We start from the raw sequence: 26064 nt of genomic DNA, 5'->3' as shown, positions 1-26064 counted from the left end.
CTCAATCCCCCTTTAATAAGGGGGACTTCCAGAGGGGCTTGTTTCCCCCCTTATTAAGGGGAACCTCCAGAGCGGCTCGATTCCCCCCTTGTTGGAGGGCTAAGGGGGGATCTCAAGCTGCCTCGTATCGGAACCGATCCCCTCAATCCCCCTTAATAAGGGGAACCTCCGGAGCGGCTCGATTCCCCCCTTGTTAAGGGGGGCTAGGGGGGATCTCAGGCTGCCTCGTATTGGAACCGATCCCCCTCAATCCCCCTTAATAAGGGGGACTTCCAGAGCGGCTCGATTCCCCCCTTGTTAAGGGGGGCTAAGGGGGGATCAAGGTAACGCTGTATTACACTTGCGCCCCTCTCGTTAGGGTTCCCCATCCGCTGGGATGACTAAATGAAGAAACGTGACCCATTCGCCAAATTGGGGCGATCGCAACCATGAGCGACCTGTTTAAGGGATTTGAGCAACTGCTGGAACTGGCCAAAGCCCTCGAAGAAAAAGCCGCCAGCGGCGAACTCAAGACCGACGTGCAGATCCATAGCCGTCCGCTGGGGAATATTCCGCGCCAGGGCAACATTCCCCGCACGGGCAGTCCGACCGGGGGAGCGGGAGTTGGAACCAGCCGTGTCCGCCCCAATGCCGCACCCAATGCCGCAACCAGTGCCGCATCCGATGCTGCCCCCGACACGCCGCCCGTGGAAGCACCGGGAGAAGCGCCAACCGCATCGCTGCAAGACCTGGGCGGGCTGAGCGAGGTGCTGCGAGAACTGCGCGAGCAGGTGGAACTGCCGCTAAAGCGCCCTGATCTGCTGCAAAAGCTAGGACTGGAACCGACGCGGGGCGTGCTGCTGGTGGGGCCACCGGGCACGGGCAAAACCCTGACGGCGCGGGCGCTGGCGGAGGAACTGGGGGTGAGCTATATCGCCCTAGTTGGACCGGAGGTGATCGGGAAATACTACGGTGAGGCGGAGGCGCGGCTGCGGGGCGTATTTGAGAAAGCGGCAAAGTCTGCGCCCTGCATTGTGTTTATCGACGAAATCGACAGCCTCGCGCCCGACCGGGCCAAAGTGGAAGGCGAGGTGGAAAAGCGGCTGGTGGCGCAGTTGTTGAGCCTGATGGACGGCTTTGCCAAGTCGCAGGGAGTCATCGTGCTGGCGGCGACGAATCGACCCGACCACCTCGACCCGGCCCTGCGGCGACCCGGCCGGTTTGACCGAGAAGTGCAGTTTCGCGTGCCCGACCGCGATGGACGGCTGGAGATTTTGCAGATCCAGACTCGCGCCATGCCCTTGCAAAACGTGGACTTGGGGGCGATCGCCGATCTTTCGGTGGGCTTGGTGGGGGCAGATCTGAAGGCGCTGTGCCAGAAGGCCGCCTATCTGGCTCTGCGGCGGCAAGTGCCCAGCCTCAGCGCCCCGGTTCCCGCCGATTTGCACATTACCCAGGCAGACTTTTTGCAGGCGGCCCAGGAGATTCGTCCCTCGGTGCTGCGGTCAGTGGAGGTGGAGTCGCCAGACGTGCGCTGGGACGACATCGGCGGGCTAGAGAGCGTCAAGCAAACCCTGCAAGAATCGGTCGAGGGCGCACTACTCTATCCCGATCTGTATCGGCGCACGGGGGCGACGGCTCCGAGGGGCATCCTGCTGTGGGGTCCGCCGGGGACGGGGAAAACCCTGCTGGCAAAGGCGATCGCCACCCAGGCCCGGGCCAATTTCATTGCGGTGAACGGGCCCGAACTCCTGAGCAAATGGGTCGGCGCAGCCGAGCAAGCCGTCCGGGAACTGTTTGCCAAGGCGCGGCAGGCGGCTCCCTGCGTGGTGTTTATCGACGAGATCGACACGCTGGCTCCGGTGCGGGGCAGTTTTCAGGGCGATTCGGGCGTGGGCGATCGCGTCGTGGGTCAACTGTTGACCGAACTCGACGGCTTGCAGGGCTGCACCAACGTCCTGCTAGTGGCAGCGACGAATCGACCCGAAGCCCTCGACCCAGCGCTGATGCGGTCTGGACGGCTGGATCTTCAGCTCAAGATTGACCTGCCAGATGCCGCCAGCCGCCTAGAAATCCTGACCGTACATAACGGCGATCGCCCCTTGGCCCAGGTCGAGCTATCCCACTGGGCTGCTCAAACCGACGGCTGGAACGGCGCAGACCTGGCGCTGCTGAGCAACCAAGCCGCCCTACAAGCCATTCGCCGCCACCGAGCAGCCGGAAACCCTGATCCGAGTGCGCTACACATTACGCAGGAAGACTTTGCGATCGCCCACGCGCTGATCACTAGTCAGAAGCAGGCGGCAAGGTGAAAAGGGAAAAACGAAAAACGAAAAACGAAGAACGAAAAACGAAGAACGGTTAGTGTCCCGATTTATTCGCCACCCTCAAAATGACCAATCAAGAACAACCATGCTGTAAGGGTTTCAGCAGTTGCCAGATCGAGGTGGCGAAAAACTAAGGACACTAACAAAAACGAAAAACAAACTTCTTCGTTCTTCTCTCTTCGTTCTTCCCTCTTCCCTCTTCCCTGGCTCAGCGCGACAAGTCTACTGGCAGGCGATTCGCGAAGCGATCCTTTGGGGAATCGCCTGCTGCTAAACTCACGGGCGCGGTGCCGAGCTGGGTGACTTCCATATAGATGTGCGATAGCCCCACGGGTTGCCGACAGACTGAATCGAGGGAAATGCCTTCAAAGCAGGCGATGATGTCCTGCATGTCTAGGTAGGCGGGCAGCCAGAAGGTGAGGTCGTTGCCGTAGCGGCGGCAGGGAAAGCCGAGTTGCTGGGCGCGGGCGATCGCCCTCTCTTCCTCTGTCGTTTGCACCAGCACCACCTCCTGGGCTGGTACGTAGTGCCGCAGTTCTGCCAGGGTTCCCTCTGCCAACAGGCGGCCGCCTTTGAGAATGCCAATGCGGTGGCAGAGGCGTTCGGCTTCCTCCAGCAGGTGGGTGGTCAGCAGGGTGGTAATGCCCTGGTCGCGCAGACGACGGATGAGTTCCCACAGTTCATAGCGGGCTTCGATGTCGAGGCCGGTGGTGGGTTCATCCAAAATCACGAGTCTGGGCTGATGCACTAGGGCGATCGCCAGACTCAGCCGCCGCTGCATCCCGCCGCTGAGGGTTTCCACGGGCGAGTTGGCGCGGTCGAGCAGGTTTACGGCCGCTAGACAGTTGGCAATGCGGAGATCCCGCTTTTCCCGAGGGACGGCATAAATTCGCGCAAAAAAGTCTAGATTTTCGGCACAGGTGAGCGATCGATACAGCAGGTTTTCCTGAGGTACGATGCCAATCAGCCGCTTGGTGGCATCCGAGACAGGAATGCCGTCGATCGTAATGCGGCCGCTGTCGGGTTGCAGCAGGTTGCAAATCAGGTTGATGGTAGTGGTTTTGCCCGCACCGTTGGGCCCCAGCAGGCCGTATACCTCGCCGGGACGAACGTCCAGCGTCAGATCTTGCAAAACGGGGCGATCGCCGTAGGTTTTGGTCAGCGTTTCTAGATGCAGCACTGTGCTACAGCCTCCTCTCTACCCGCACCATGCGGCGATAGGCCAACCAGCCCCCGGCAACCACCGCGATCGCAAAGCCAGCCAGAAAGCGCAGATGCAACCCCACTTCAGCCAGGGTTCCGTCTGCCACGGACACACCATCCAGCGCCTCGATCATGTGAAACACCGGGTTGAACTCTGCCAGATTTAGCAGCGCATCGGGAAAAAACTGGGTCGGCACAAACGCACCACCTAAAATTAGCAGCGGCACGCCAAAGGTCGCCACCAGCGCATTCACGTCTTCCGTGCGGCGGGCAAACTGCGTCCCCAGAATAAAGCCCACGCCGACGTAGCTGGCAATGCTGAGCAAAATCACCAGCAGCTTCAGCGGCGGCGAACCCTCAAACGTCGCGCCCATAATGCTGGCGGTGGCATAGATTAGCAGCGCTTGCCCCAGCCCAATGTAGGTGTGCGCCAGAAAAATGCCGAGAAAATAGGATGTGCCGCTGAGGGGCGAGATAAACAGCCGCTTGAGGGTCTGCTGCTCGCGCTCTGCGACCACCGTGGACACGCTGCCGCCCAAACAGCTAAAGAACAAGGCCGCGCCCACCAGCGACGCAGGCACACAGCGCTCGAAGGCTTCTGCTTCGGAGAGATTGCCAGATTCGGTGAGCAGGTAGCCGTTGAGCAGCAAAATGGTGACTGGAAACAGCGTCCAAAACAGGAGCGATCGCCCCCGACGCACCAGTTCCCGCAAAATTCGCTGCGCTACTGCCAGCGTTTCTCGCCCATAGCCGCGCACCTTCGCGCCAAACTTGACTCCTAACAGGGTCCTTGCCTCCCGATGCAACCTTCGTGCCAGTGATCCTGCCGATCATACCCTTAAAGTTACAAGAGTTCATAAACTCAGGTGGCAGGGAAAAAACTGGCACGAGGGAATGCCCATGCGCGATCGCCTTTTTACAGTCAACAAGTGATTTAAGCCGGTACAATCATTGCCACCAAGCGGATAGATCAATCTCTCGTGGATGAATCAGCCAGCTCCGCTGGAGTGGCTGGGTCAGCGTTTTCACCAGCGGGGAGAGTTCGCTTAGCTCTTGCAGTCCGTTTTCGGTTTGCAGCTTGATGCCCCGCTGATAGAGCGTATAGCCCCGGCTCAGCGCCACCCGAATGCCGCAGTAATAGTCAGCAATGAGGCCCCGATGGGAGAGCGATCGCCTCACCTGCTCTAGAACCTCTGGGTGGGCCTCTGGGGAAAGCGGGCTAATATCAGTTGCTTTGAATAAATCTCGATCCACAAATCGGCGGCAGAGATCCGCCAGCACCGGGTCGTCGTGCTGCTGCCAGCGTTGCAGATGGTAGATAAACACGCCGTCGTCTGCCTGGAGATATTGCGCCAGGGGCAACGTGTTGCAGTCGCCTTGCAGCCACGCCGTCACGGTGTCGTCGGCCGATAGCTTGCCCAGCGCCAGCAGTTCCCGCGCCCGCCGAAACGCCTGCTGCAAGCCCCAGGTCGCCGCGATATTTTTGGGATGGTTATAAATCTGGGCGTACATAAAGTAGCGGACAATCAGATAATGCTCGATCGCCGCCATGCCTTTTTTCGCTACGACTAACTGCTGCGTGGTTGGGTCATAGCCCATCGCCATCAGAATTCGATCCAGATCGAGCCGCCCGTAGGATGCGCCGGTGAAGTAGCTGTCGCGCATCAGGTAATCCAGGCGATCGCAGTCTAGCTGGCTCGTCACCAGTTGCCACACCACAGGGAGTGGATGCGTTTTGTGATAGATCTGCGAGAGTTGGGGCAATAATGCGGGGTCGTGTTCATCCAGCCGCGATCGCACGGGTTCCGACTCGTCCAAGATCCGCCGCGTCCAGTGTTCGTGGTGGCTGCCAAAAATCTCTTCGCAGGTGTGGCTAAAGGGGCCATGCCCGATGTCATGCAGCAGCGCCGCACAGAGAACGGCTGCGCGGTGGGGCTGGAGTTCTCTATGACGGGTGGCCAGACGGTCAAAGGCGCGACGGGCGATCGCCATCACGCCCAGCGAATGGGTAAACCGCGACGACTCGGCTCCGTGAAACGTCAGGCTGGCGGGGCCCAGCTGGCGAATCCGCCGCAGCCGCTGAAATGCGGGCGTGTCAATCAGATCAATCAGCAATGCCTCCGTCGGATCAGCGCGATCGAGGGCGATCGCCCCATGCAGCGGGTCGTGATAGGTACGTCCGGGCATTTATAGGGTTGGGGGTTAAGGGGCGGGGCAGCAGTCAGGACTTGAGCAGTCAGGACTTGAGCAGTCAGGACTTGAGCATTCAGGCCCCAAGCACAAGATGCCCTGTCGAATCACTCACCCTCATTCTTCCCAACAGGCGGACTGATACGCCATCCCCACTTACCCCGCTGCTCCAGCGACGACCATCTGTTGCGTCAGCGCCTCAATTGCCGCCTGATATTGCTCATCGGCTTCCGTAGCGACCTGTTCGCGGCTAGTAATGTTGAGCGAAACCGAGCGATCGGGTTCGATGCCAAGGCGATTAATGTCTCGGTGGCTGGGCGTTTCGTAGCGGGCGATGGTCACCGCCAGCCCCGACCCGTCCGACAGCCCAAACAGGGATTGAATCAGCCCTTTGCCAAAGGTCTTTTCGCCAATCAATTGGGCGCGTCCGTTGTCTTGCAGTGCGCCCGCCAGAATCTCGCTGGCGCTGGCCGTGCCCTGGTTCACCAGCACGATCAGCGGGTCATCCGTCAGCGGCTCCGACAGGGCCTCAAAGCTATCCTGAATGCCGTCGCGGTTGACCGTGTAGACAATGGTGCCGTCCCGCAGCCACAGCCGCGCAATGTCGATCCCCGCTTGCAGCAAGCCGCCAGGATTATTCCGCAAGTCCAAAATGTAGGCGTTGGCATCCTGTTTTTCTAGACGGGCGATCGCATGGGCCACCTCTTCTGCGGCATTGGCACTGAACTGGGTGAGGCGAATGTAGCCCACCTGGGTTCCGTCGGGCTGGGGCCGCAGTTCGGCGTAGACCGGGTTGATGGTGATGCGATCGCGCACCAGTTCCACCTCCCAGCTTTTCGGGCTTTCATCGCGCCCAATCGTTAGCACCACACGGCTTCCCGCTGGGCCACGCATCCGCTCGGCGGCTTCGTCCAAGGTTAGGTTCGCAGTTACCTCGCCATCGATCTTCAAGATGCGATCGCGCGGTTGCAGGCCAGCCCGGTCTGCGGGGGAACCCTCAATCGGCGTAATCACGCGCAGATCACCCGTGTCGGGGTCTTGGGCAATTTGCAGCCCCACACCGCTCAGTTCGCCAGACGTATTGGTTTGCAGACTGCGATACTGATCCGGCTTCAGCAGGCGCGTATAGGGGTCGTCCAGCCCTGCCAGCATTTGCTGAATCGCGGCATAGGTATCCTCTCGGTTGGTGGGAGCCTGCTTCAGCACCTTCTGGCGCACCAGCCACCAGTTCTGGTTATTAAAGGTGCTGTCTACGTAGGCCCGATCGACAATCCGCCACACTTCATTCAGCAGCTTTTGCTCCTCGGTAAAGGCATAAGCGGGCGGAGTATTCACCTGCAACGCCATCAACCCCGTGAAGAGCCAAACCAGCACAAACCCAAGTAGTCGCTTTAATCCCTGGCGTTCTAACCCCAGGCGCTTTAATCGATGTTGCTTCATAAAACATATCTTAACGTTCTACTCAGACTGGCGGCTATCTCAGGCGTACCTATTCTGAAAGGATCGGCGGCGATCGCCCCAAGCCTGCTCCCTTCGAGTTAACCAGCCATCGTAGCAGAAGCCGCAGTCTTTATCACTTCTCTGTAAAATTGCAGCGCCGCCCAAAAAGTTGAACGAAACCTGTGCCGGATCTTGGTTACAGCGTGAAATCTGATGAGCAGCTATGTTACATTCTTTAGAAATGGCAATACATCTCTCTTTTGGAATTCTTGCTTCATGTTTACAAAGCAGGTAACTGACTCGAAAGCGTACCAGTGGTTTCAGGAGCGGCTGGAAATCCAGGCGATCGCCGACGATATCAGCACTAAGTACGTTCCTCCCCACGTCAATATCTTCTACTGTCTCGGTGGCATCACCCTGACCTGTTTCATCATTCAGTTCGCCACCGGGTTTGCAATGACCTTTTATTACAAACCCACTGTGACTGAGGCGTTCTCCTCGATTCAGTACCTGATGACTGAGGTGAACTTTGGCTGGCTCATCCGCTCGATCCATCGCTGGTCTGCCAGCATGATGGTGCTGATGATGATCCTGCACGTCTTCCGGGTTTATCTGACGGGCGGCTTCAAGAAGCCCCGTGAGCTGACCTGGGTAACGGGCGTAATTCTGGCAGTCATTACTGTCTCCTTCGGCGTGACGGGCTATTCGCTGCCTTGGGATCAGGTCGGCTATTGGGCGGTCAAGATCGTGTCCGGCGTGCCCAGTGCTATTCCTGTCGTCGGTGACCAGATTGTGGAACTCATGCGCGGTGGCGATAGCGTGGGTCAAGCAACGCTGACTCGCTTCTATAGCCTCCATACCTTTGTGCTGCCCTGGTCGATTGCGGTGTTCATGCTGCTGCACTTCCTGATGATCCGCAAGCAGGGTATCTCTGGCCCCTTGTAGATCGCACGGATTGGGTCGCCGAGTTGAAAGAGGGCGATCGCCCTTTCAATGCTTCGGCCGATCCTTTACACTGCTGGAATCAGTTAGCTGCTGGGAACTCCGACCGCTCTTCCCCTCTGTTCGATCCTTGCTGCTTAGGAGAAACCTGAATCATTATGGCAACCATTAAGAAGCCGGATCTTAGCGATCCCGCATTGCGCGAGAAACTTAAGAAAGGCATGGGTCACAACTACTATGGTGAACCCGCCTGGCCCAATGACCTGCTATACATCTTCCCGGTCGTGATTCTGGGAACCATCGGCTGCGTGGTAGCGCTAGCCGTGCTAGATCCAGCTCTCGTGGGCGAGCCCGCCGATCCATTTGCGACTCCCCTGGAAATCCTGCCGGAGTGGTACCTGTACCCCGCATTCCAGATTCTCCGAATCGTGCCAAACAAGCTGCTAGGTGTGGCGCTGCAAAGTGCTATTCCCCTAGGCTTGATGCTGGTTCCTTTCATCGAAAGCGTGAACAAGTTCCAGAACCCCTTCCGCCGTCCGGTCGCGACGACGGTCTTCCTGTTCGGAACGTTGGTGACGCTGTGGCTGGGCATCGGCGCAACGTTCCCAATCGACAAGTCTCTGACCCTGGGCTTGTTCTAGGGATGTTTTTCTAGCTTTATTGGAGCGACTTGCTCCGGCTGACTCGGCGCTCGTGCATCTACTGGGAGTGTTTCTTTCTCTTCTGGTTGCTGTACGGGCGCTTTGTTGTGAAATAGTCTTGGCTTTGAACCGGAGCGCTCGACGCAGACTGCCTCAATCCTTTGCCGTTTCGCCGAATCTTAAATCGTGGTGGATGTCATTCAGCAGCGAGAGCGATTGGTGGTGCCCAGCCAGCTAACCGCTCTGAATCCAATCCAAGCCTGGTTCCGACAGTTTTGCCTGCAAAACGAAGGGCGCTATCCCTGGCTGGCCCATCAGTGCGATCACCTCAATTTAGCGCTGGCTGAAGGCTTCACCAACGCTGTGCGCCATGCCCACCGGGGGTTGCCGCCAGAAACACCAATCGAGATTGCGCTGGCGCTGCACGAAGACTGGATCGAAATCCGCATTTGGGACTATGGACGACCGTTTAATCCCGATCGGCTAAAGGAACCCCAACCCGGCACGCTGCAATCGGGGGGCTATGGCTGGTTTTTGCTGCGGCGGTTGACCGATCGCGTATCCTATGACCGCTACATCGACGGGCGCAACTGCCTGCAACTGGTAACCTACGGCTTTAAGCACCCAGTCTAGATTTAGCAGCTAGACGGGCTGATTGATCTGCTGCGCTGTTCCCGATCCATCCGATCTGAATCGTGTCGGCTGAATTGCTCAAGGATCGCGCCTCGAAGTGGTAGCCTGTAGAGTTGATGTGTGTTGTAGAGGGAGGCGTTATGAGCGAAGATGCCGTTAAAGCCATGAAGCAGCAGGTGGGTATTGCGGCGGCGCAGCGCGTGCAGTCTGGCTCCATCGTGGGGCTGGGAACTGGGTCTACGACGGCCTTTGCAATTGAGCATTTGGGCGATCGCCTCAAATCGGGCGACCTGAAAGACATCAAAGGCATTCCGACCTCGTTTCAGGCATCGGTGCTGGCTAAAAAGTATGGCATTCCCTTGGTCACGCTGGACGATGTGGAAAAAATCGACATCGCCATTGACGGGGCTGATGAAGTTGATCCCAATAAGGTGCTGATCAAAGGCGGCGGCGCAGCCCACACTCGCGAGAAGATCGTGGACTCTCTGGCCGATGTGTTCATCGTCGTGGTGGACAGTACCAAGCTGGTAGAGACGCTGGGGTCTACGTTTCCGCTGCCCGTCGAGGTGCTGCCTGTGGCAGTGTCCCCGGTGACGCGGGCGCTAGAGGCACTGGGCGGCAAGCCCGAACTGCGGATGGGCGTAAAGAAGGATGGCCCGGTGATTACGGATCAGGGCAATATGATTCTGGACGTGACCTTCGGCAGCATTCCAAACCCGGCTGAGTTTGAGAAGACGCTGAACAATATTCCGGGTGTTTTGGACAACGGCCTGTTTGTGGGTCTGGCGGATGTGGTGCTAGTGGGCGAAATCAAAGAGGGACAGCCCATTGTCCGGGAGCTATAGTGCGGGAGCTATGGTGCGGGAACTGTAGCCGCTCTGAGGGGCGAAAGAAAGTCAAACCCTAAGCGGGTTTTGAGAAGTGGTTGACACGGCGGGCAAAAAGCTGGGATTTCAGCCCGTACTCGATCGCCTCCAAAATGCGAATCACACCTGTAGTATTGATCATTTCAGGAGACTTGCCTGCCCGCTGGGCGGCCTGCATGGCCTTATCGGTGAGTTTGTGGCTGGTGTAGCCCGTCATAACGAGAACTAAATCGGCGCTGGCCACGTGGCTTTCGGCCTGTTCGGCAATCTGTGGGCCCGCCTGCGCCGTACACCAGATTAGTTCGACTTTTGACTCCCTCAAACGGTTTCGCACGGCGGTTTCTAATCGGTCATGCCCGCCGAAAATGACCACTTTGCCCTCAAGCTGGGCATAGGGGTTGGGGCGCTTTTCGGAGGTGCGATGGCGGACACGGGGCTGGACGTTGGGCGCACGCTCGACGCGGGAGCGGTTTTCTAGCGCTTTGTTGTAGATAAACGTGAGGGTCTGCTCATGGCTACCACGCAGGCGAGCGACGGGCCCTTCCTCGCTGTAGGCGTTAATTTGCTCGATGAGCTCATCGACGACCTCTTCCAGCGCTCCGATCGCCTTCAGGTCATGCACGTAGCCTCGAATGGCGATCGCCGCATCGGTTGCATTATAGAAATCTTCCTGCTCTGCGATCATTTCCAGCAGGTCATCTTTGAGGGCCTGTCGCCAGCGGGCTGCCTGCTCCGCAACGCGCTCATCAATCAGCCGCTCTTCGTTCAAAATCATCTGGCGATCGACCATTTGTGCCGCCAGTTCTGGCGCATCGGCAATTTTCTGGCGCAGGTCGGCGACTTTTTCTTCTAATTTGGTACGGGTCACGCTGTCTGAAAAATCATCCGGCTCAAACTTAGAGAGCATTCGCTCTGTTTCCTGGAGTAGCGGTTCTAGTCTCTGGCGAATTTCGACAACTTTTTGCTGAATTTGTTCATCCCGCTGCTGCTGTAATCGTTTTTCTTCTAGCTCTATCTTTGCCAGGGATAATAAATCTTTGACGGATGACTCTAGATCATCTAAATCGCTAATATCCATACGCTTTTCTCCAAAACAATAAGTGATTAACTAGTGATTAACTTAGGGGCTATGAATTCAGACGGATAAAAAGAAAAAGCCTTCGATACCCATCCGCAGTACCAATATTGGAGGGTATCGATTATCAAATGGTATCGATCGTGGCATCTATGTCAGTTAATCCCAGTCGGTTAATCCCAGCATCCAGGCAAGGGATGGTGTTTCCGCATGAGAATCTAAATACTATCTCGAATCGGACTCGTATCGGATTTTGAGGACTGTCTTGTCATGAATCCCAAGTTCTTACTGCTAAGCCCTTTGGCAAACTCGTTGTCAAGCTTTTTGCCGAAATTTCTGTCGAACTCTCTGTCAAATGCTCTACCACCCCCCCTTATCCCCCCTTCTGTCGCCTCTCTGCCAGACCGTAATATGGCTAAACTATCGAGTCTGTAGGTTTATCAATGCACTAAGTTGACGATACTCCTATTATTGCTACTTTTGAAGGGGTTGCCCTTTTCGCATAAGACCCCTTCTCAAAATCCTATGCTCTATCGACGGTTTGGACGGACTGGGCTGGCAATGCCCGTTTTTTCTTGTGGCGGAATGCGCTATCAGCACAAGTGGCAGGATACGCCGCTGGATCAGATTCCGTCTGACAATCAGGAAAATTTAGAAGCCACGATTCGGCGATCGCTCGAAGTGGGTATCAACCACATCGAAACGGCGCGGGGCTACGGCAGCTCAGAACTGCAACTGGGTCAGATTTTGCCGAAACTGCCGCGCGACCAGATCATCGTGCAAACCAAAGTATCGCCCACGGCAGACCCGCGAGACTTTGAGCAAAAACTGGAGCAATCGCTCGCTTACCTGAATCTGGACTATATCGATCTGCTGGGGCTGCACGGCATCAACACGCCAGAACTGCTGGGCTATAGCCTGCGGTCGGGCGGCTGTCTGGATGTGGCGCGACGGTTTCAGGCGTGGGGGCGCGTGCGGTTTGTGGGCTTTTCGACCCACGGGCCGACAGAGGTGATTGTGCGGGCGATCGCCTCCGACCAATTCGATTACGTCAACCTGCACTGGTACTACATCAACCAGGTCAACTGGCCTGCCATCGAAGCCGCCCACCGCCACGACATGGGCGTGTTCATCATCAGCCCGTCCGACAAAGGCGGAATGCTCTACAGCCCGCCGCCCCGATTGGTGGAACTTTGCCACCCCCTCAGTCCGATGGTGTTCAACAACCTGTTTTGCCTCAGCCATCCGCAGGTGCATACGCTCAGCATTGGCGCGGCCCGCCCCAGCGACTTTGACGAGCATCTGAAAACGCTGGAATTGCTCGATCGCGCTGACGAAGTGCTGCCGCCCATTTTGCATCAGCTTGAGCAGGGGGCGATCGCCGCGCTGGGCGAGGACTGGTACAAGACCTGGGATGTGGGCCTGCCGAACCATCAAGACGTGCCCAATCAGGTCAATATTCGCTCGATCCTGTGGCTGCGAAACTTGGCGATCGCCTTTGGACTGACCGAATTTGCCAAAACCCGCTACAACATGCTGGGCGGGGCTAGCCACTGGTTTCCGGGCAACAAGGCCGACGAAGTTCAATCCCTCGACCTGCGCGACTGCCTGCGCCACAGCCCCCACGCCGACCAGATTCCCCGCCTGCTCGCCGAGACTCACGAACTGCTGGGTGGTGCAGCGGTCAAGCGTCTGTCGCAGAGCTAGGAGCCATGCATTTTGCAGCCAGTGGCGTTCCAAAACTAGTGCTTAATTCTCAGGTGCTTAATTCTTCAGCCCCGTCGTCGCAATGCCGCCAATCAACTGGCGCTGTCCGACTGCAAACAGCACCACCACAGGCACCGTCACCAGCACTACCGCCGCCATCAGCAACGACCAGCTATTCGTAAACTGCTCCTGAAACTCCGCCAGCGCCAGTTGCACGGTTCGCAACTCTGGGCGCGTCGTGAACACCAGCGGCTTAAACAAATCATTCCACTCGCCGATAAAGGTAAACAGGAACAGCGTCACCAGCGCGGGTCGGGCCAGCGGCAGCACAACCCGCCCCAGCACTTGCAGACGGGTAGCACCGTCTAGCGCGGCCGCTTCCTCTAGCTCGATGGGGATGGTCTGAAAAAACTGTCGCATTAGGAAAATGCCGAATCCATTGACTGCTGTCGGCAAGATCAGCGCCCCGTAGGTATTGATCAGGTGTCCTGTTTTTAATACCCAAAAAATCGGAATCACCAAAAGCTGGAACGGGATCACCAGCGTCGCCAGCACCAGCGCCAGCACAGTCTGTCGTCCCCAAAAGCGAAACCTCGCTAGGGCATAGCCTGCCAGTGCCGAGAGCAGGATTTGCAGGGCGGTGACGGCAAGCGCTACGAAGGTAGAGTTGGCGATCGCCCCCAGAAAGTGCCCCCGCGCCCACACTTGGCGATAGTTGTCGAGCGTCAGCCCTGCCCTATCTCCGGTCTGAAACGAAGTCCACAGCACCACACCCAGCGGCAGCAGCACCAGCCCCGCCCCCAGGCCCAGCAGTAGCCCGTTGAGCCAGCGCCACAGATTCAACGACAGGCCGGGAAACCGACTAGAGAGCATAACGTGATTCTAGAGAAGGAGCCAGCAGCGAAATCTTGTGCGATACAGTATGGATCAACGGTTTAGGCTTGGGCATAGATATAAATCTATGATGTCGTTGAACAGGATATCAGCTACAAGGGGACTCTAGTTTAACCATTCCATGCCGAAACCCAGTAGAGTAGAGTTTGGGCATATCTTAAGTTAAGCAAACTAGGGCACCGATTTCTTTACAATGGTTTCTTCCCAAAGCTGCTGCAAGTTTGAGACTTTCCTCCAAACCACGCCAGCAGACAGACTGACCCCGCAATGCTTAACGTCACGGCTCGATTTGCCGCCATTGCCCACTCGCTCTCGTCTAAACGTTCTGGACACCGCCGACCTCAGCGCTGCCCGAACAGACTTACAGGAGCTTGTTTTCCACCGTTTTGACCCTCAGTCAGGAGACCGACCCTACTATGCCGCAGCTTGAGCTTACCCCAGAACTCGACTATCAGAGTGCCGTCTATAAAGATGCCTACAGCCGCATCAACGCCATTGTGATTGAGGGCGAAGAGGAAGCCTTCGACAATTACCAGCGCCTTGCAGAGTTGATGCCTGATCACAAAGACCAGTTGATCGGCCTGTCGAAGATGGAAAGCCGCCACAAGAAGGGCTTTCAGGCCTGTGGGCGGAACCTGTCCGTTGAGCCAGACATGGCCTTTGCTAAGGAATTTTTTGCTGACCTGCACCGCAACTTTCAGGAGGCCGCGGCCCAGGGCAAAATCGTGACCTGCCTGCTGATTCAGTCGCTGATTATCGAGTGCTTTGCGATTTCTGCGTACAACATCTACATTCCGGTGGCAGATGACTTTGCCCGCAAGATCACCGAAGGCGTGGTGAAGGATGAGTATCTGCACCTGAACTTTGGCGAAGAATGGCTGAAGGCGAACTTTGAAGCATCTAAGGCAGAGCTAGAGGAAGCCAACAAGCAAAACCTGCCGCTGGTGTGGCGGATGCTGAACCAGGTGGAAAACGATGCCAAGGAACTGGGCATGGAAAAAGAAGCCCTGGTAGAGGATTTCATGATCAGCTACGGCGAAGCGCTGAGCAACATCGGCTTCACCACTCGCGACATCATGCGGATGTCTGCCTACGGGCTGTCGGCTGCCTAGACGGGCGATCGCCCTCTAGTCCTGCTTTCCCCAGTCCCCTGAGCGGCTCGATTCTTTTCTCCCTGGGGGGCTGGGGGAGATGGTTTGTGACAATTTTTGCCCGCTTTATGCTGTCCACAGCCCAAGGATGACCGCGCCACACCGTATCCTAATCTTGTTGAGTGAAAGGGATTTTCCATGAAGGCGCAGGTATTTCGCGGAGTCAATCAACTGAGCTACGAAGACGTGCCCGTGCCAGAACTGGCGGCAGACGAGGTGCTGGTGCAGGTGCGGGTGGTGGGCTTGTGCCAGTCGGATATCAAAAAGATTCGCTATCCGCTGTATGAGCCGCCGCGCATCTTTGGGCATGAAACGGCGGGCGTAATTGCGGCGGTGGGCGACGCGGTGCGGGGCTGGCGGACGGGGCAGCGGGTGGTCGTGCTGCACCACATTCCCTGTATGCATTGCGGCTATTGCCTGAATGAAAATTACTCCATGTGCGAGGTGTATAAAAGCATCAGCACGACGGCCGGGTTTGCGCCCAGCGGCGGCGGCTTTGCGGAATATGTGAAAGTGCCGGGGCATATTGTGCAGCACGGCGGGCTAATCGAAATTCCCGACGACGTGACCTTTGAGCAGGCCAGCTTTGTGGAGCCGACCAACTGCTGCCTGAAGGCGGTGAAGAAGGCGCAGGTGCAGCCCGGACAGACGGTGCTGGTGACGGGGGCGGGGCCGATTGGGCTGATGTTTGTGATGCTGGTGAAGTATTTTGGCGCAAGGGCGATCGCCACTGACCTGATCCCGTCTCGCCTGGAAAAAGCTCGCCAGCTTGGGGCCGAGGCCGCCTTCGATCCGCGCGACCCAGACCTGCCCGCAAAAATTCACGCGCTGACCCAGGGCATGGGCGTAGACACGACGCTGCTGGCGGTTCCCAGCGACAAGGCATTCTTTCAGGCACTCGACTGCACCCGCAAGGGCGGCAAAATTCTATTCTTTGCCGAGTTTCCCGATGAGGTGGAGATTCCGATTAATCCCAACATTCTCTATCGCCGCGAGATTGACCTGATGGGCAGCTACAGTTCGTCTTATAAGGTGCAGAGCCTCGCTGCCGATATCGTATTCAACCGACGAATCGATGTGGATGCCCTAGTGAGCGATCGCTTTCCGCTGAGTGACCTCGCCGCTGCGGTCGATCGCGCCGTGTCGCCCACCCCCGACACGTTCAAAATCCTGATTGACGTGGGGCAGGGCTAACGATACTTATCTACTTCAATGCGAGTTAATGCGAGAGGGATGGAACCTGCATGGCTCCATCCCTCTTTTGTTCATCAGATTGAGCTTAGACAAACTGGAACATTGTGCTATTGAGATTCAGCTTGCCGTTCCCCTGAACAATCGCAATCAGTTCATCCGTGCGTCCGGTTTCTAGGAAAATGGCATTCCCTTTGGGCAGTCCCTTGGGTGCGGAACCCAGGCGATAGTCGGAGGCTTTGCCGTGCAGTTGGATGGCATCCTGTTGTCGGTTGAAATCCTTGATCAGCGCGTAATCCTTGAGTCCAGCGCTATTCCGCTTGCCGTCGTCATAGAAAACGCGCTGCTGATCCCCTAGCACGAACAGATCTCGTCCGGGCCCGCCCGTCAACTGGTCGATTTCGTTTCGCCCTGGCGCGCGCGTGTTGGGATTTACCCCAATCAAGATATCGTTCCCGCCGCGCCCATTGAGCCGATCGTTCCCCCGCAAACCCACCAGCATTTCGCCCGCATTCGTGCCTGTTAGCGTATCTTTGCGGTTGGTGCCTCGGAGCGATCGCATTCCGGGTGCGGGCGACAGATCTGGCAGTCCCACGGGCGCTCCAATAGGCGCTCCAATGGGTGCAGCGTTGGGCGGCTGCGGCAGCAGTGGATCTTGAGGACGACCGGGCTGATTGATGCCACCCCCAGGGCGATCGTCGTCTAAAATCGTGATCGTTGCTTCTCGGTTGCCCTGCAAAATCGCATTTCCGCCCTGCACCTCAAGCAGCCGCATCACAATTGTTTCATCGCCTTCGATGAGCGTATCTTGCAAAATGGGAATCGTAATTGTTTTGCTCGATTCGCCAGGCTGGAATAAGATGAAATCTGACTGAGGTAGGATATAGTCTGAGCCGTTGGTTGCGGTGCCGCCAGTAATTTCGTAAGCAACCTGAGAGGCCAGGTGTAAGTCGCTAGAGCGCGTCACCGTCACCTGTGCGCCGACGGGCACGCCGTTTTCGCCGATCTGATAGGTGGGCTGACTAAAGGACACCACCGATGCAATCTCAAACTGCTGGGCATAGATGCCGTAGCCGTCGCCATCTTGCCCCAGGCTTTGCCAAGTAACGATGAAATTGCCATCCCCCTGCATGGCGACCGTTGGGGCAACCTGGAGGCCTGGAGTGTGGGAGTTTACCCGCAGCTCATCACTGAGGGGAATGCCTGTGGCGCTAAAGCGACGCATATAGATGTCGGCATCATTGCGCTCCTGGGTACTGGCCCACGCAACCACAAAGTTGCCTTGGGAATCGAGCGCAATGCTGGGGGCATAGTGGGAACCTGTCGGAGTCTGGCTGACTTGAATCTCGTCGCTGAGGGGCTGCCCTGCGGCATCAAACCGTCGGGCGACCAGCCCTTCAATTTGGCAACCCCAGGCTATGACAAACGAACCATCTGCGCCCATAGCCACCTTTGCGCCGAATTGATCGTTGTCGGTGGTCAGGTTGACGGGAAGTTCGCCGCCGACCGGTCGGCCGTTGACATTAAATCGCTGGGCATAGATGCCGTAGCCGCTGCCATCTTGACCAACGCTTGACCAGGTGATGACGAAGTTGCCTTTGCCGTCTGTGGCGATCGCCGGGTCAAATTGATTGCCGCGAGTCGTTGCGTTTACTCGCACTTCGGCTCCCGCAGGCGACCCATCGGCGTTAAATTGACGGGCATAGACTCCAGCGCCATCCCCATCTTGACCAATGCTCGTCCAAGTCACCATGTAGCTGCCGTCATCGCTAATGGCGATCGCCGCATCACCCTGGAAACCCTCAAGCTCCACAGCAAAGAAGCCGTTTTGGTTGCGGTCGGTGCTAGTCAGCCGCGAGACATAAATATCAGGGCTATTGGTTCTTTGGTTTGGCAAGGTATGGGCGATCGCCACATTGCCGTCCCGATCCATCGCAATAGCCGGGCTGGAAGCCACATCTTGAACCAGGGTATCGTCGCTCAGTGGCCGACCGTCTTTTTGAAATCGACGAGTATAGATTCGGTTTCGTCCATCGAACGCTTCTTCCCAAGCAACACGAAAGTTTCCGTCAGCATCGGTTGCAATCGCTGCGCCGTATTGGCTGCCAGCAGGGCGGTTGTTAATACGAAACTCGGAATTCACTTTGAGGATAGACATAAGTAAGTGTTGGGGTTGAGGGTTTGGAAAGGAACAGGGAAAAGGAAAAAACGAAGAACGAAGAGAGAAGAACGAAGAAGGTAGGGTAAAAAAGGCTAGGGAACTCTGTCAGCACGAAAATCATGCTGCGATCGCCCGTTTTCTGAAGATTCGCCAGATAAGGCACTAGGCAGTGTCTTAAAACTTTCTAGGTCGTTGATTGCCTTGAGTTGATCCCCCTAAATCCCCGCGCTTACGGGCCGCTTTGCTAAAAATAAGGGGGACTTCCGGAGTGGGTCGGCTCGGTTCCCCCCTTTTTAGAGCTAATTTGTAAAGGAGCCTGAAAGCCTTGTTAATCAAGGATTTCCGAGAAACCGCTTTTCCTGGGCAAACATGACCTCAAAGCCACACATGCCAAGAGTTTCAGGCTTCTTAAGATTTGCTTCATAAATTAGCTCTTAAGGGGGGCTAGGGGGGGGATCGAAGGGTTTTAAAACATGCCCTAGGTAAGGCCCGCGAACTGCCAGCACCCACCACAGCACCAAGCAGGCGGCCGGATCGAAGGGTTTTAAAACATGCCCTAGGTAAGGTGCTAGATTGGCGCGACTAGATCCCGCGCTTGGCAAATCGCGCCATCACCTGCACGTCGGTATATGCTCCAGCGCGAAAAGCGTAGTCCTTCAGCACGCCCTCGGTTACGAAGCCGAATTTTTGGTAGAGGGCGATCGCCGCGTCATTGTCGGTGTAGACCATCAGATCTAGCCGATGCAGGTTAAACCACTGGTCTGCCAAGTCGATCGCAGCTTTGACCAATGCCGTCCCCACGCCATAGCCGCGAAAGTTAGGATGCACGGCTACGGTGCTGATGTGGCCCATGTGACGCATCCGGGACTGGAGGCAGGTCGAAAAGCCCAGACTGCCTGCAACGCTCTGGTTGTATGTCGCAACCAGCGTATAGTGACCCGCAGGCGGATTGTTTAGCTGCTCACGCATCTCTTCTGCAACAACGCAGGGCATCTTACTCGTCCAGTACACGACATCCGGACTCGTCAGCAAGCTATGTAGCTTATCTATGTCTCCAGCCTGGACATGGCGAATCTGGATCAGTTCTGGGTTGGCTGCTCGGTCAAGGATTCTTGCAGCAGCGGAACGGACTGGCAAGGGATACAGCGCCGATGCGGGCTTTGTGACGTGGGGAGCTTGGGGCAGTTCTGTGGGAACCTGCGTTTTTTGTTCTACTTTTTGTTCTACTTTTTCCTCTATGGGGGAAATCTGCGAAAGCATTGGCTTTCTCCTTTGAAACAACGAATGGGGACAGAACTTTGATACGTATGAGGCGGCAGTATGCACGGGTGGGCCGATCCGGCTCAGCCCGCTTGCTGCCAACACCGCATGGCTGAAGTGAACCAGCTACGAGGCGTTCAGACCACCGTCGAGGTTGCAAATCTCTGCTGCTGGTATCTGAACACAAGTTATCGAACCGAGCGATCCCAAACCGTCCTGAAACCGCTCCCAAAGCGCTCCGCTGCAAACTCTCCAGCCTGTGACAAAAAACGTATCACCCAGGCTCTTGACTCTCTAGCAGACTGGAGGCTTCAAGATAGAAGCAGTTCCAAAGACTGTGGCAAAACCAGGGAGTTTTCACCATGACCTACGAATTCACGGTTCCTGATATGGCCTGCTCGGCGTGCAGCGACACCATCACCAAAGCAATCCAAACCATCGATGCTGCGGCAACTGTGCAAACTGACGTGAAAACCAAGCAAGTGAGCGTGGACACCCAGGCCGCAGAAGCAGACCTCCGCAGGGCGATCGCCGAGGCCGGATACACCATCGCGTGAGGGGGTTACTCAATGCAAGATCAAACCTTTCGGCTGCGCGGCATGAGTTGCGCCGCCTGTGCCCACAATATCGAGCAAGCCATCGGTTCAGTGCCGGGTGTAGAGGCGTGCAGCGTCAACTTCGGTGCAGAGCAGGCAACGGTCACCTACGATGAGCGCAAAACGGACATCGCCCAAATTCAGGCTGCCGTAGAAGAAGCGGGCTACGGAGCGCAGCCGATGAGCGATGATGCACTTGCGCCCCTTGCCGATGAAGAGCAGCAGAACCGTCTGGACGAGCACCGCAAGCTGGTTCGCAAAGTCTGGCTGAGCGGCGGGGTCAGCGCGGTTCTGGTTATTGGCTCACTACCCATGATGACGGGGCTGCCGATTCCCTTGATTCCGATGTGGCTGCACCATCCGCTGCTTCAGCTTGTGCTGACAACACCCGTGATGCTCTGGGCCGGCAGCAGCTTTTTCATCAACGCCTGGAAAGCGCTGAAGCGGCACACCGCCACGATGGATACGCTGGTGGCAGTGGGCACGGGCACAGCGTTTCTTTACTCGCTGTTTCCCACGTTTGCGCCGCAGTGGTTCCTCGCGCAGGGGCTGAGTCCCGATGTGTATTTCGAGGCGGCGGCGGTGATTATTGCGCTGCTGCTGCTGGGGCGGCTGCTGGAAAACCGCGCCAGGGGGCAAACCTCCGAGGCAATTCGCAAACTGATTGGGCTGCAACCTCGCACGGCGCGGGTGATTCGCAGCGGGCAGGAATTCGACATTCCGATTTCGGAGGTAGTGCTGGGGGATGTGGTCTGGGTACGTCCGGGCGAAAAGATTCCGGTGGATGGCGAGATTGTAGAGGGCGCGTCCACGATTGACGAGGCGATGGTGACGGGAGAAAGCGTGCCTGTGAGAAAGCAGGCGGGCGATGAGGTGATCGGCGCAACGCTGAATAAAACAGGCAGCTTTAAGTTTCGTGCTACTCGCGTGGGCAAAGATACGTTCCTGGCGCAAATCGTCAAGCTGGTGCAGCAGGCGCAGGGTTCCAAAGCGCCGATCCAGCGATTGGCAGATCAGGTGACGGGGTGGTTTGTGCCTGCGGTGATTGCGATCGCCATTCTCACGTTCGTCCTCTGGTTCAACCTCATGGGCAATGTGACGATGGCGCTGATCACGACCGTCGGTGTGCTGATTATTGCCTGTCCCTGTGCGCTGGGGCTGGCCACGCCGACTTCGATCATGGTGGGTACGGGCAAGGGCGCAGAAAACGGCATTTTGATCAAAGGGGCAGAGAGTCTGGAGCTGGCGCACAAGCTGCAAACCATTGTCCTTGATAAAACGGGCACCATTACCCAGGGCAAGCCCACGGTGACGGATTTTGTACCTGCAAATGGCATCGAGCATGAGCTAGACCTCCTACGTCTAGCAGGATCGCTCGAACGCAATTCCGAACATCCGCTGGCGGAAGCCGTAGTGCAATATGCCCGGACACAAGAGGTGGAACTGACCGACCCGCAAGAATTTGAAGCTGTTGCGGGTAGCGGTGTGCAGGGTTATGTCGATCGCCGATTTGTGCAAATTGGAACGCACCGCTGGATGAATGAACTCGGCATTGATACCAGCGCTTTGCAATCTGTCTGGGACGGGCTGGAGTATCTCGGCAGAACGGTGATTTGGATCGCAGTGGATAGCAACGTGGAAGCGGTGATGGGCATTGCGGATGCGGTGAAGCCGTCTTCGGTGAACGCGATTCGCACGCTGAAGCGCATGGGTTTGGAAGTCGTCATGCTCACAGGCGACAACCAGCGGACGGCAAACGTGATTGCTCATGAAGTCGAAATCGATCGCGTCTTTGCCGAAGTGCGCCCTGATCAAAAATCGGCAGTGATCGCAACCATTCAGGCTGAAGGCAAGGTTGTGGCGATGGTGGGCGACGGCATCAACGACGCGCCTGCGCTGGCCCAGGCCGATGTGGGGATTGCGATTGGTACGGGAACCGATGTGGCGATCGCCGCTAGCGACATTACGCTCATCTCTGGCGATTTGCACGGCATCGTCACCGCAATTCAACTGAGCCGCGCCACCCTCCGAAACATCCGACAAAACCTGTTCTTTGCTTTTATCTACAACGTCGCAGGAATTCCCATCGCAGCAGGGATTCTCTATCCCGTGTTTGGCTGGCTGCTGAATCCCATCATTGCAGGAGCGGCAATGGCGTTTAGCTCGGTGTCTGTGGTGACGAATGCGCTGCGTTTACGCAACTTTCAGCCCAGAGGATTAAGCTGATGCCTGAGATGCATACGGATAAGTCCAGTTCAGCGCACATATATTGCATCGCTCGCGATTGGACTTATCCTTGCATTCTCATTCATCCGGTAGCTTAACTGTGCGGCGACCAAATTTACTCAGGAAGGACAGAACGATGAGTAATCACATGACTTTTTTCGGCACATTGGCAGGCTTTGGTTTTCTATTGGGTCTTATTTCTGGCACGCTACTTGAAACAGTACTTGCAACGCTACTCGCGACATCGATCTAGGAGGAGATGAACATGACTTACAAAACAGCACTCATTAACGGCGTTGCAATCGTCGGAATGCTGTGTGGAATGGTCTCGAATGAGGCGATCGCCCAGGAAACGCACACAGAAATACAGCATTCGACCTCTAAAAATGCAGGACAATTCCAACGAATTGAACAACCGCTTTGGGCTAAAGTGGCGGTCACCGCAGGCGGGTTGGGGTTAATCGGGCTGGAGCTTTGGTGGTTTTTGCTCAGCAAACCCAAGTCGCGCAAAGCCACGACACAGGGCGGCATCCAGGAAGTGACCGTGACGGTGGATGGCGGCTATGAGCCAAGCCAGATCGTGGTGCAGGCGGGTCAGCCGGTGCGGCTCAATTTCGATCGCAAAGATCCTAGCAGTTGTCTGGAAGAGGTCCGCTTTCCCGATTTTCGCATTGCCCAAGCTTTGCCGCTGAATCAAACAACTGCGATCGAGTTCACTCCTACGCAACCCGGTCGATATGAGTTTACTTGCGGCATGAATATGTTTCGGGGGGTGGTTGAAGTCCAGGGCGCAGAAGAGAAGGGTGCGATCGCCCCTCCTGCATCCGCACCCACCCATCCCAACCACTCAGCCTTACAGACGCTTTAGATAATGGATGTTAAAGAGCTGCTGGGCATCCGTCCACACCTGAATAGGCTGAAACCCAGCCGCCATTGCCAGCATTTGAAACTCATCGGACGTGTATTTGTAGGAGTACTCAGTTCGCAAGGTTTCGCCATTGCCAAAGCGGATTTTGGCATCGCCAATGTGAACGGTTTGCTGCGCCAAGCTGACAATCTGCATTTCAATGCGGCCAAATGTTTCGTCGTAGCGGGCGCGATAGGTAAACAGCGACAGGTCAAAATCTGCGCCCAGTTCGCGGTTAATCCGGGTCAGCAAGTTCAGAGCAAATGCGGCGGAAATCCCCTGCGCGTCGTCGTAGGCCGGCTCTAGGATCGAAGCAGGTTTCTTCAAATCCACGCCGATGATCAGGTCGCCCAGCACTGCTGCATTTTGCAGAAACTTGACGGCTTCCGCTGGCTCTAGATTACCAATGGAAGAACCCGGAAAAAAGCCGATGGTGTGTCGGTTTTGCAGCTCGGGAATCTGGGCGATGGGGAGCGGCTGCGTGTAGTCGGTGCAGAGGGCGATCGCCTCCAGCCCCGGATAGTCTTGCGCCAGGGCAGTACAGGCTTCGTAGAGGTGCTGCCGCGAAATATCCAGCCCAATGTAGGTTTGCACCTGAGGCGCAGCGTCCAGCAAAAGGCGGACTTTCTGACTGCTGCCACTGCCAAACTCAACCAGCGCCCCGTTTCCCAGATACGTCGCGATTTCGTTTGCGTGGTCTTGCAAAAGCTGGACTTCGGTTCGCGTCAAATAGTATTCCGGCAGCGTGCAGATTGCGTCAAACAGTTCAGATCCGCGCTTATCGTAGAGGAATTGCGGCGAGATAGACTTTGGGAATCGCTGCAAGCCTTCCAACACCGCCGATCGAAAGTCCTCTAACGGCGGTTGAAAGTCGTATAGCTTAACCGGGCGATAATGCAGTTGAGAGTTGAGCGTCGCTGTCATAAACCGTTCCTTGAAATCCTAGAATACATATAGTTCTGCACAGAAGATTTCATCTTGGTGCATCAGAATAGAGAATTGAAAAAGAACTCGTCTAGGACACCAGACTACACTGCCAAACGAATGCCGCTGAACTGCCAGCGCGTACTTGCAGGAAAGAAATTGCGATAGCTGGCGCGAATATGTCCAGGCGGTGTGGCACAAGATCCACCGCGCAAGACAGTCTGGTTGCACATAAATTTGCCGTTGTATTCACCAACTGCTCCCGCAGCAGGGCGGAACCCAGGATAGGGCTGGTATGCACTCTGCGTCCATTCCCACACGTCGCCGTAGAGTTGCTCCACAGGCTGTGAATCTTTGGCAGGCTGGGGATGGAGGCGATCGCCCTCCAGCAAGTTCCCGACAACGGGCATCCCCGCAGCAGCAATTTCCCATTCCGCTTCGGTGGGCAAACGGCGATCGCACCAATTCGCAAACGCATCCGCCTCGAATAAGCTGACGTGACAGACGGGCTGCGCCAAGTTGAGCGGCTGCATTCCCATCAGCGTCATTTCCCACCACTGACCGTCTATCTGCTCCCAATACAGCGGCGCAGTCCATCGCTGGGCCTGCACCGTCGCCCAGCCCTCCGACAGCCAGTATTCGGGCTTTTCATAGCCGCCCGCTTCGATAAATTCCAGATACTCGCCATTCGTCACCAGGCGCGATGCCAGCGCAAAGTCTTGGAGATAGACGCGATGGGCAGGGCTTTCGTTATCAAAAGCAAAGCCAGATTGCTGATGTCCAATGGTGTGGAGTCCACCAGAAAACTCGACGAACCGGAGGGGTGGTGCAGTGGCAGCTAGAGCAGTTTTTGGCGCGGCAGGTCGATAAGCAGGGCGCAAAGGATTGGTGGCAAAAATATGTTTGATATCGGTCAACAGCAATTCTTGATGCTGCTGTTCATGGTGAAGCCCTAGAGTGATTAGCGCAGTCATTTCAGCGGAGAGCGGGACGCTGGAAAAGAGCGATCGCATCGCGTCATCGACATAGGCCCGGTATTGATAAACCTCTGCCACGGTTGGGCGAGAGAGCAGTCCCCGCTGGGCCCGAGGATGGCGATTTCCAACCGCTTCGTAATACGAATTAAATAGATAGCTATATTTCGGATGAAAAACGTTGTAATTCTTTAGAAAAGGACAGAGCAAGAACGTCTCAAAAAACCAGGTTGTATGGGCCAGGTGCCACTTTGGCGGGCTGACATCTGCCATACTCTGGATGCCATAATCTTCAATTTCTAAAGGACGGCAGAGCGTTTCGCTCAGTTGACGAACTGCTGAATATTGGTGCTGCAATGGAGGCAATGCCTCAGAAATTGCAACGGTCGTAGGGGACATGGTTAAACTCTCGGTTGAACGCTCAGATAACATGGTGCTGATTCTGACAGGAATCTCAAATTCAAAATGATGATAACCTCGATTTTCACTAAAACTCATCTCAATAAAGGCTGAGATTTCACTCATCAAGGACTCAGCGAAATCTCAGATTTCTTTAGGTGTTTCTCAATTTTTAAGCTTTTCTTTGTTTTTAAGACAACTTGCAGAGTGAGACTTTTAGGGAATCCTGAATTTGAACTTTTCCAGGTAGCATTCAGAATGCTCTAATTTTTCGCTTCGGTTTTGCGCGTTTAATTAGAAAGTGTCTATAGAGGGAAATCCATAAAGGAAAATCCATAAAGAGTGTTGATGTGGAACCTGCAATGTGGAACTAGCAAT

At 56.2% G+C, this 26064-nt stretch carries 21 protein-coding genes; 11 read left to right on the top strand and 10 right to left on the bottom strand.

The features are described 5' to 3' along the window. Positions 1 to 428: 428 nt before the first annotated feature. Positions 429 to 2291, top strand: coding sequence for an AAA family ATPase (locus HPC62_RS04805; RefSeq protein ID WP_172353997.1), 1863 nt, complete (start codon positions 429 to 431; stop codon positions 2289 to 2291). Between the two features lie 223 nt (positions 2292 to 2514). On the opposite strand, the gene HPC62_RS04800 is transcribed toward HPC62_RS04805, so the two are convergent. The 4 genes from HPC62_RS04800 to ctpA all read right to left on the bottom strand — a co-directional run bounded on the left by HPC62_RS04800 (position 2515) and on the right by ctpA (position 7046). Beyond that, positions 2515 to 3486, bottom strand: a complete 972-nt coding sequence (locus tag HPC62_RS04800; RefSeq protein ID WP_172353996.1) for an ABC transporter ATP-binding protein — start codon at positions 3484 to 3486, stop codon at positions 2515 to 2517. A 4-nt stretch (positions 3487 to 3490) separates the two neighbouring features. Next, a complete protein-coding gene (locus HPC62_RS04795) occupies positions 3491 to 4267 on the bottom strand; it encodes an ABC transporter permease (protein WP_172353994.1) in 777 nt (258 codons plus the stop codon). Positions 4268 to 4457: 190 nt separating this feature from the next. Beyond that, the gene (locus tag HPC62_RS04790) at positions 4458 to 5696 is read right to left on the bottom strand and encodes an HD domain-containing protein (protein ID WP_172353993.1); all 1239 of its coding nucleotides are present in this window, start codon (positions 5694 to 5696) and stop codon (positions 4458 to 4460) included. A gap of 159 nt (positions 5697 to 5855) precedes the next feature. After that, on the bottom strand, positions 5856 to 7046 hold the full coding sequence (gene ctpA / locus HPC62_RS04785) for a carboxyl-terminal processing protease CtpA (protein WP_172358781.1): 1191 nt from the start codon (positions 7044 to 7046) through the stop codon (positions 5856 to 5858). Between the two features lie 369 nt (positions 7047 to 7415). Here ctpA and petB point away from each other — a divergent pair, with 369 nt between their 5' ends. The 4 genes from petB to rpiA all read left to right on the top strand — a co-directional run bounded on the left by petB (position 7416) and on the right by rpiA (position 10200). Next, on the top strand, positions 7416 to 8084 hold the full coding sequence (gene petB / locus HPC62_RS04780) for a cytochrome b6 (protein WP_172353992.1): 669 nt from the start codon (positions 7416 to 7418) through the stop codon (positions 8082 to 8084). 155 nt (positions 8085 to 8239) lie between these two features. Then, positions 8240 to 8722 carry a cytochrome b6-f complex subunit IV gene (gene petD / locus HPC62_RS04775; RefSeq protein WP_068511887.1) on the top strand — a complete coding sequence of 161 codons (483 nt, stop codon included), beginning with the start codon at positions 8240 to 8242 and terminating at the stop codon, positions 8720 to 8722. Positions 8723 to 8908: 186 nt separating this feature from the next. Further along, positions 8909 to 9355, top strand: coding sequence for an ATP-binding protein (locus HPC62_RS04770; protein WP_172353991.1), 447 nt, complete (start codon positions 8909 to 8911; stop codon positions 9353 to 9355). 140 nt (positions 9356 to 9495) lie between these two features. Beyond that, complete coding sequence (rpiA, locus tag HPC62_RS04765; RefSeq protein WP_172353989.1) at positions 9496 to 10200, top strand: ribose-5-phosphate isomerase RpiA; 705 nt, start codon at positions 9496 to 9498, stop codon at positions 10198 to 10200. A gap of 58 nt (positions 10201 to 10258) precedes the next feature. On the opposite strand, the gene HPC62_RS04760 is transcribed toward rpiA, so the two are convergent. Further along, the gene (locus HPC62_RS04760; RefSeq protein WP_172353988.1) at positions 10259 to 11299 is read right to left on the bottom strand and encodes a DUF2325 domain-containing protein; all 1041 of its coding nucleotides are present in this window, start codon (positions 11297 to 11299) and stop codon (positions 10259 to 10261) included. A 522-nt stretch (positions 11300 to 11821) separates the two neighbouring features. Between HPC62_RS04760 and HPC62_RS04755 the strand changes: the two genes are divergently transcribed. Continuing rightward, positions 11822 to 13003, top strand: coding sequence for an aldo/keto reductase (locus HPC62_RS04755; protein WP_172353987.1), 1182 nt, complete (start codon positions 11822 to 11824; stop codon positions 13001 to 13003). Between the two features lie 57 nt (positions 13004 to 13060). Here HPC62_RS04755 and HPC62_RS04750 read toward each other — a convergent pair whose 3' ends face one another. Beyond that, positions 13061 to 13876: a carbohydrate ABC transporter permease gene (locus HPC62_RS04750; protein WP_172353985.1), complete on the bottom strand. Its 816-nt coding sequence runs from the start codon at positions 13874 to 13876 to the stop codon at positions 13061 to 13063. Positions 13877 to 14313: 437 nt separating this feature from the next. Between HPC62_RS04750 and HPC62_RS04745 the strand changes: the two genes are divergently transcribed. Then, on the top strand, positions 14314 to 15009 hold the full coding sequence (locus tag HPC62_RS04745; RefSeq protein WP_068511873.1) for an aldehyde oxygenase (deformylating): 696 nt from the start codon (positions 14314 to 14316) through the stop codon (positions 15007 to 15009). Positions 15010 to 15186: 177 nt separating this feature from the next. Then, a complete protein-coding gene (locus HPC62_RS04740; RefSeq protein WP_172353984.1) occupies positions 15187 to 16242 on the top strand; it encodes a zinc-dependent dehydrogenase in 1056 nt (351 codons plus the stop codon). 85 nt (positions 16243 to 16327) lie between these two features. Here the strand turns inward: HPC62_RS04740 and HPC62_RS04735 are convergent, their stop codons facing one another. Further along, entirely contained in the window at positions 16328 to 18397 is a 2070-nt protein-coding gene (locus HPC62_RS04735; protein ID WP_172353982.1) for a Calx-beta domain-containing protein, read from the bottom strand. Positions 18398 to 18982: 585 nt separating this feature from the next. Further along, positions 18983 to 19660 (bottom strand): GNAT family N-acetyltransferase, encoded by a 678-nt coding sequence (locus tag HPC62_RS04730; protein ID WP_172353981.1) that lies wholly within the window; start codon positions 19658 to 19660, stop codon positions 18983 to 18985. Between the two features lie 362 nt (positions 19661 to 20022). Here HPC62_RS04730 and HPC62_RS04725 point away from each other — a divergent pair, with 362 nt between their 5' ends. The 3 genes from HPC62_RS04725 to HPC62_RS04715 all read left to right on the top strand — a co-directional run bounded on the left by HPC62_RS04725 (position 20023) and on the right by HPC62_RS04715 (position 23350). Then, positions 20023 to 20217 (top strand): heavy-metal-associated domain-containing protein, encoded by a 195-nt coding sequence (locus HPC62_RS04725; protein ID WP_172353980.1) that lies wholly within the window; start codon positions 20023 to 20025, stop codon positions 20215 to 20217. Between the two features lie 12 nt (positions 20218 to 20229). Then, the gene (locus HPC62_RS04720; protein WP_172353978.1) at positions 20230 to 22482 is read left to right on the top strand and encodes a heavy metal translocating P-type ATPase; all 2253 of its coding nucleotides are present in this window, start codon (positions 20230 to 20232) and stop codon (positions 22480 to 22482) included. Positions 22483 to 22747: 265 nt separating this feature from the next. Further along, complete coding sequence (locus HPC62_RS04715) at positions 22748 to 23350, top strand: cupredoxin domain-containing protein (protein WP_216655325.1); 603 nt, start codon at positions 22748 to 22750, stop codon at positions 23348 to 23350. Here HPC62_RS04715 and egtD read toward each other — a convergent pair. Next, positions 23336 to 24313: an L-histidine N(alpha)-methyltransferase gene (egtD, locus tag HPC62_RS04710; protein WP_172353976.1), complete on the bottom strand. Its 978-nt coding sequence runs from the start codon at positions 24311 to 24313 to the stop codon at positions 23336 to 23338. The genes HPC62_RS04715 and egtD overlap by 15 nt on opposite strands. Positions 24314 to 24417: 104 nt before the next feature. Beyond that, positions 24418 to 25686 (bottom strand): ergothioneine biosynthesis protein EgtB, encoded by a 1269-nt coding sequence (egtB, locus tag HPC62_RS04705; RefSeq protein WP_205370504.1) that lies wholly within the window; start codon positions 25684 to 25686, stop codon positions 24418 to 24420. Positions 25687 to 26064: the final 378 nt, after the last annotated feature.

The organism is Thermoleptolyngbya sichuanensis A183, assembly GCF_013177315.1.
GTDB classification, from domain to species: Bacteria; Cyanobacteriota; Cyanobacteriia; order Elainellales; family Elainellaceae; genus Thermoleptolyngbya; species Thermoleptolyngbya sichuanensis.
Note: the sequence above shows the minus strand (reverse complement) of the source record. Positions and strands in the feature narration are given on the sequence as shown.

Coding starts and splice junctions, on each gene's coding strand:
- HPC62_RS04745 (WP_068511873.1), top strand. CDS start 14,314: ATGCCGCAGCTTGAGCTTACCCCAGAACTCGACTATCAGAGTGCCGTC.
- egtB (WP_205370504.1), bottom strand. CDS start 25,686: ATGTCCCCTACGACCGTTGCAATTTCTGAGGCATTGCCTCCATTGCAG.
- petD (WP_068511887.1), top strand. CDS start 8,240: ATGGCAACCATTAAGAAGCCGGATCTTAGCGATCCCGCATTGCGCGAG.
- HPC62_RS04755 (WP_172353987.1), top strand. CDS start 11,822: ATGCTCTATCGACGGTTTGGACGGACTGGGCTGGCAATGCCCGTTTTT.
- HPC62_RS04805 (WP_172353997.1), top strand. CDS start 429: ATGAGCGACCTGTTTAAGGGATTTGAGCAACTGCTGGAACTGGCCAAA.
- HPC62_RS04790 (WP_172353993.1), bottom strand. CDS start 5,696: ATGCCCGGACGTACCTATCACGACCCGCTGCATGGGGCGATCGCCCTC.
- petB (WP_172353992.1), top strand. CDS start 7,416: ATGTTTACAAAGCAGGTAACTGACTCGAAAGCGTACCAGTGGTTTCAG.
- HPC62_RS04740 (WP_172353984.1), top strand. CDS start 15,187: ATGAAGGCGCAGGTATTTCGCGGAGTCAATCAACTGAGCTACGAAGAC.
- HPC62_RS04750 (WP_172353985.1), bottom strand. CDS start 13,876: ATGCTCTCTAGTCGGTTTCCCGGCCTGTCGTTGAATCTGTGGCGCTGG.
- HPC62_RS04715 (WP_216655325.1), top strand. CDS start 22,748: ATGACTTACAAAACAGCACTCATTAACGGCGTTGCAATCGTCGGAATG.
- HPC62_RS04760 (WP_172353988.1), bottom strand. CDS start 11,299: ATGGATATTAGCGATTTAGATGATCTAGAGTCATCCGTCAAAGATTTA.
- egtD (WP_172353976.1), bottom strand. CDS start 24,313: ATGACAGCGACGCTCAACTCTCAACTGCATTATCGCCCGGTTAAGCTA.
- HPC62_RS04730 (WP_172353981.1), bottom strand. CDS start 19,660: ATGCTTTCGCAGATTTCCCCCATAGAGGAAAAAGTAGAACAAAAAGTA.
- rpiA (WP_172353989.1), top strand. CDS start 9,496: ATGAGCGAAGATGCCGTTAAAGCCATGAAGCAGCAGGTGGGTATTGCG.
- HPC62_RS04725 (WP_172353980.1), top strand. CDS start 20,023: ATGACCTACGAATTCACGGTTCCTGATATGGCCTGCTCGGCGTGCAGC.
- HPC62_RS04720 (WP_172353978.1), top strand. CDS start 20,230: ATGCAAGATCAAACCTTTCGGCTGCGCGGCATGAGTTGCGCCGCCTGT.
- ctpA (WP_172358781.1), bottom strand. CDS start 7,046: ATGGCGTTGCAGGTGAATACTCCGCCCGCTTATGCCTTTACCGAGGAG.
- HPC62_RS04735 (WP_172353982.1), bottom strand. CDS start 18,397: ATGTCTATCCTCAAAGTGAATTCCGAGTTTCGTATTAACAACCGCCCT.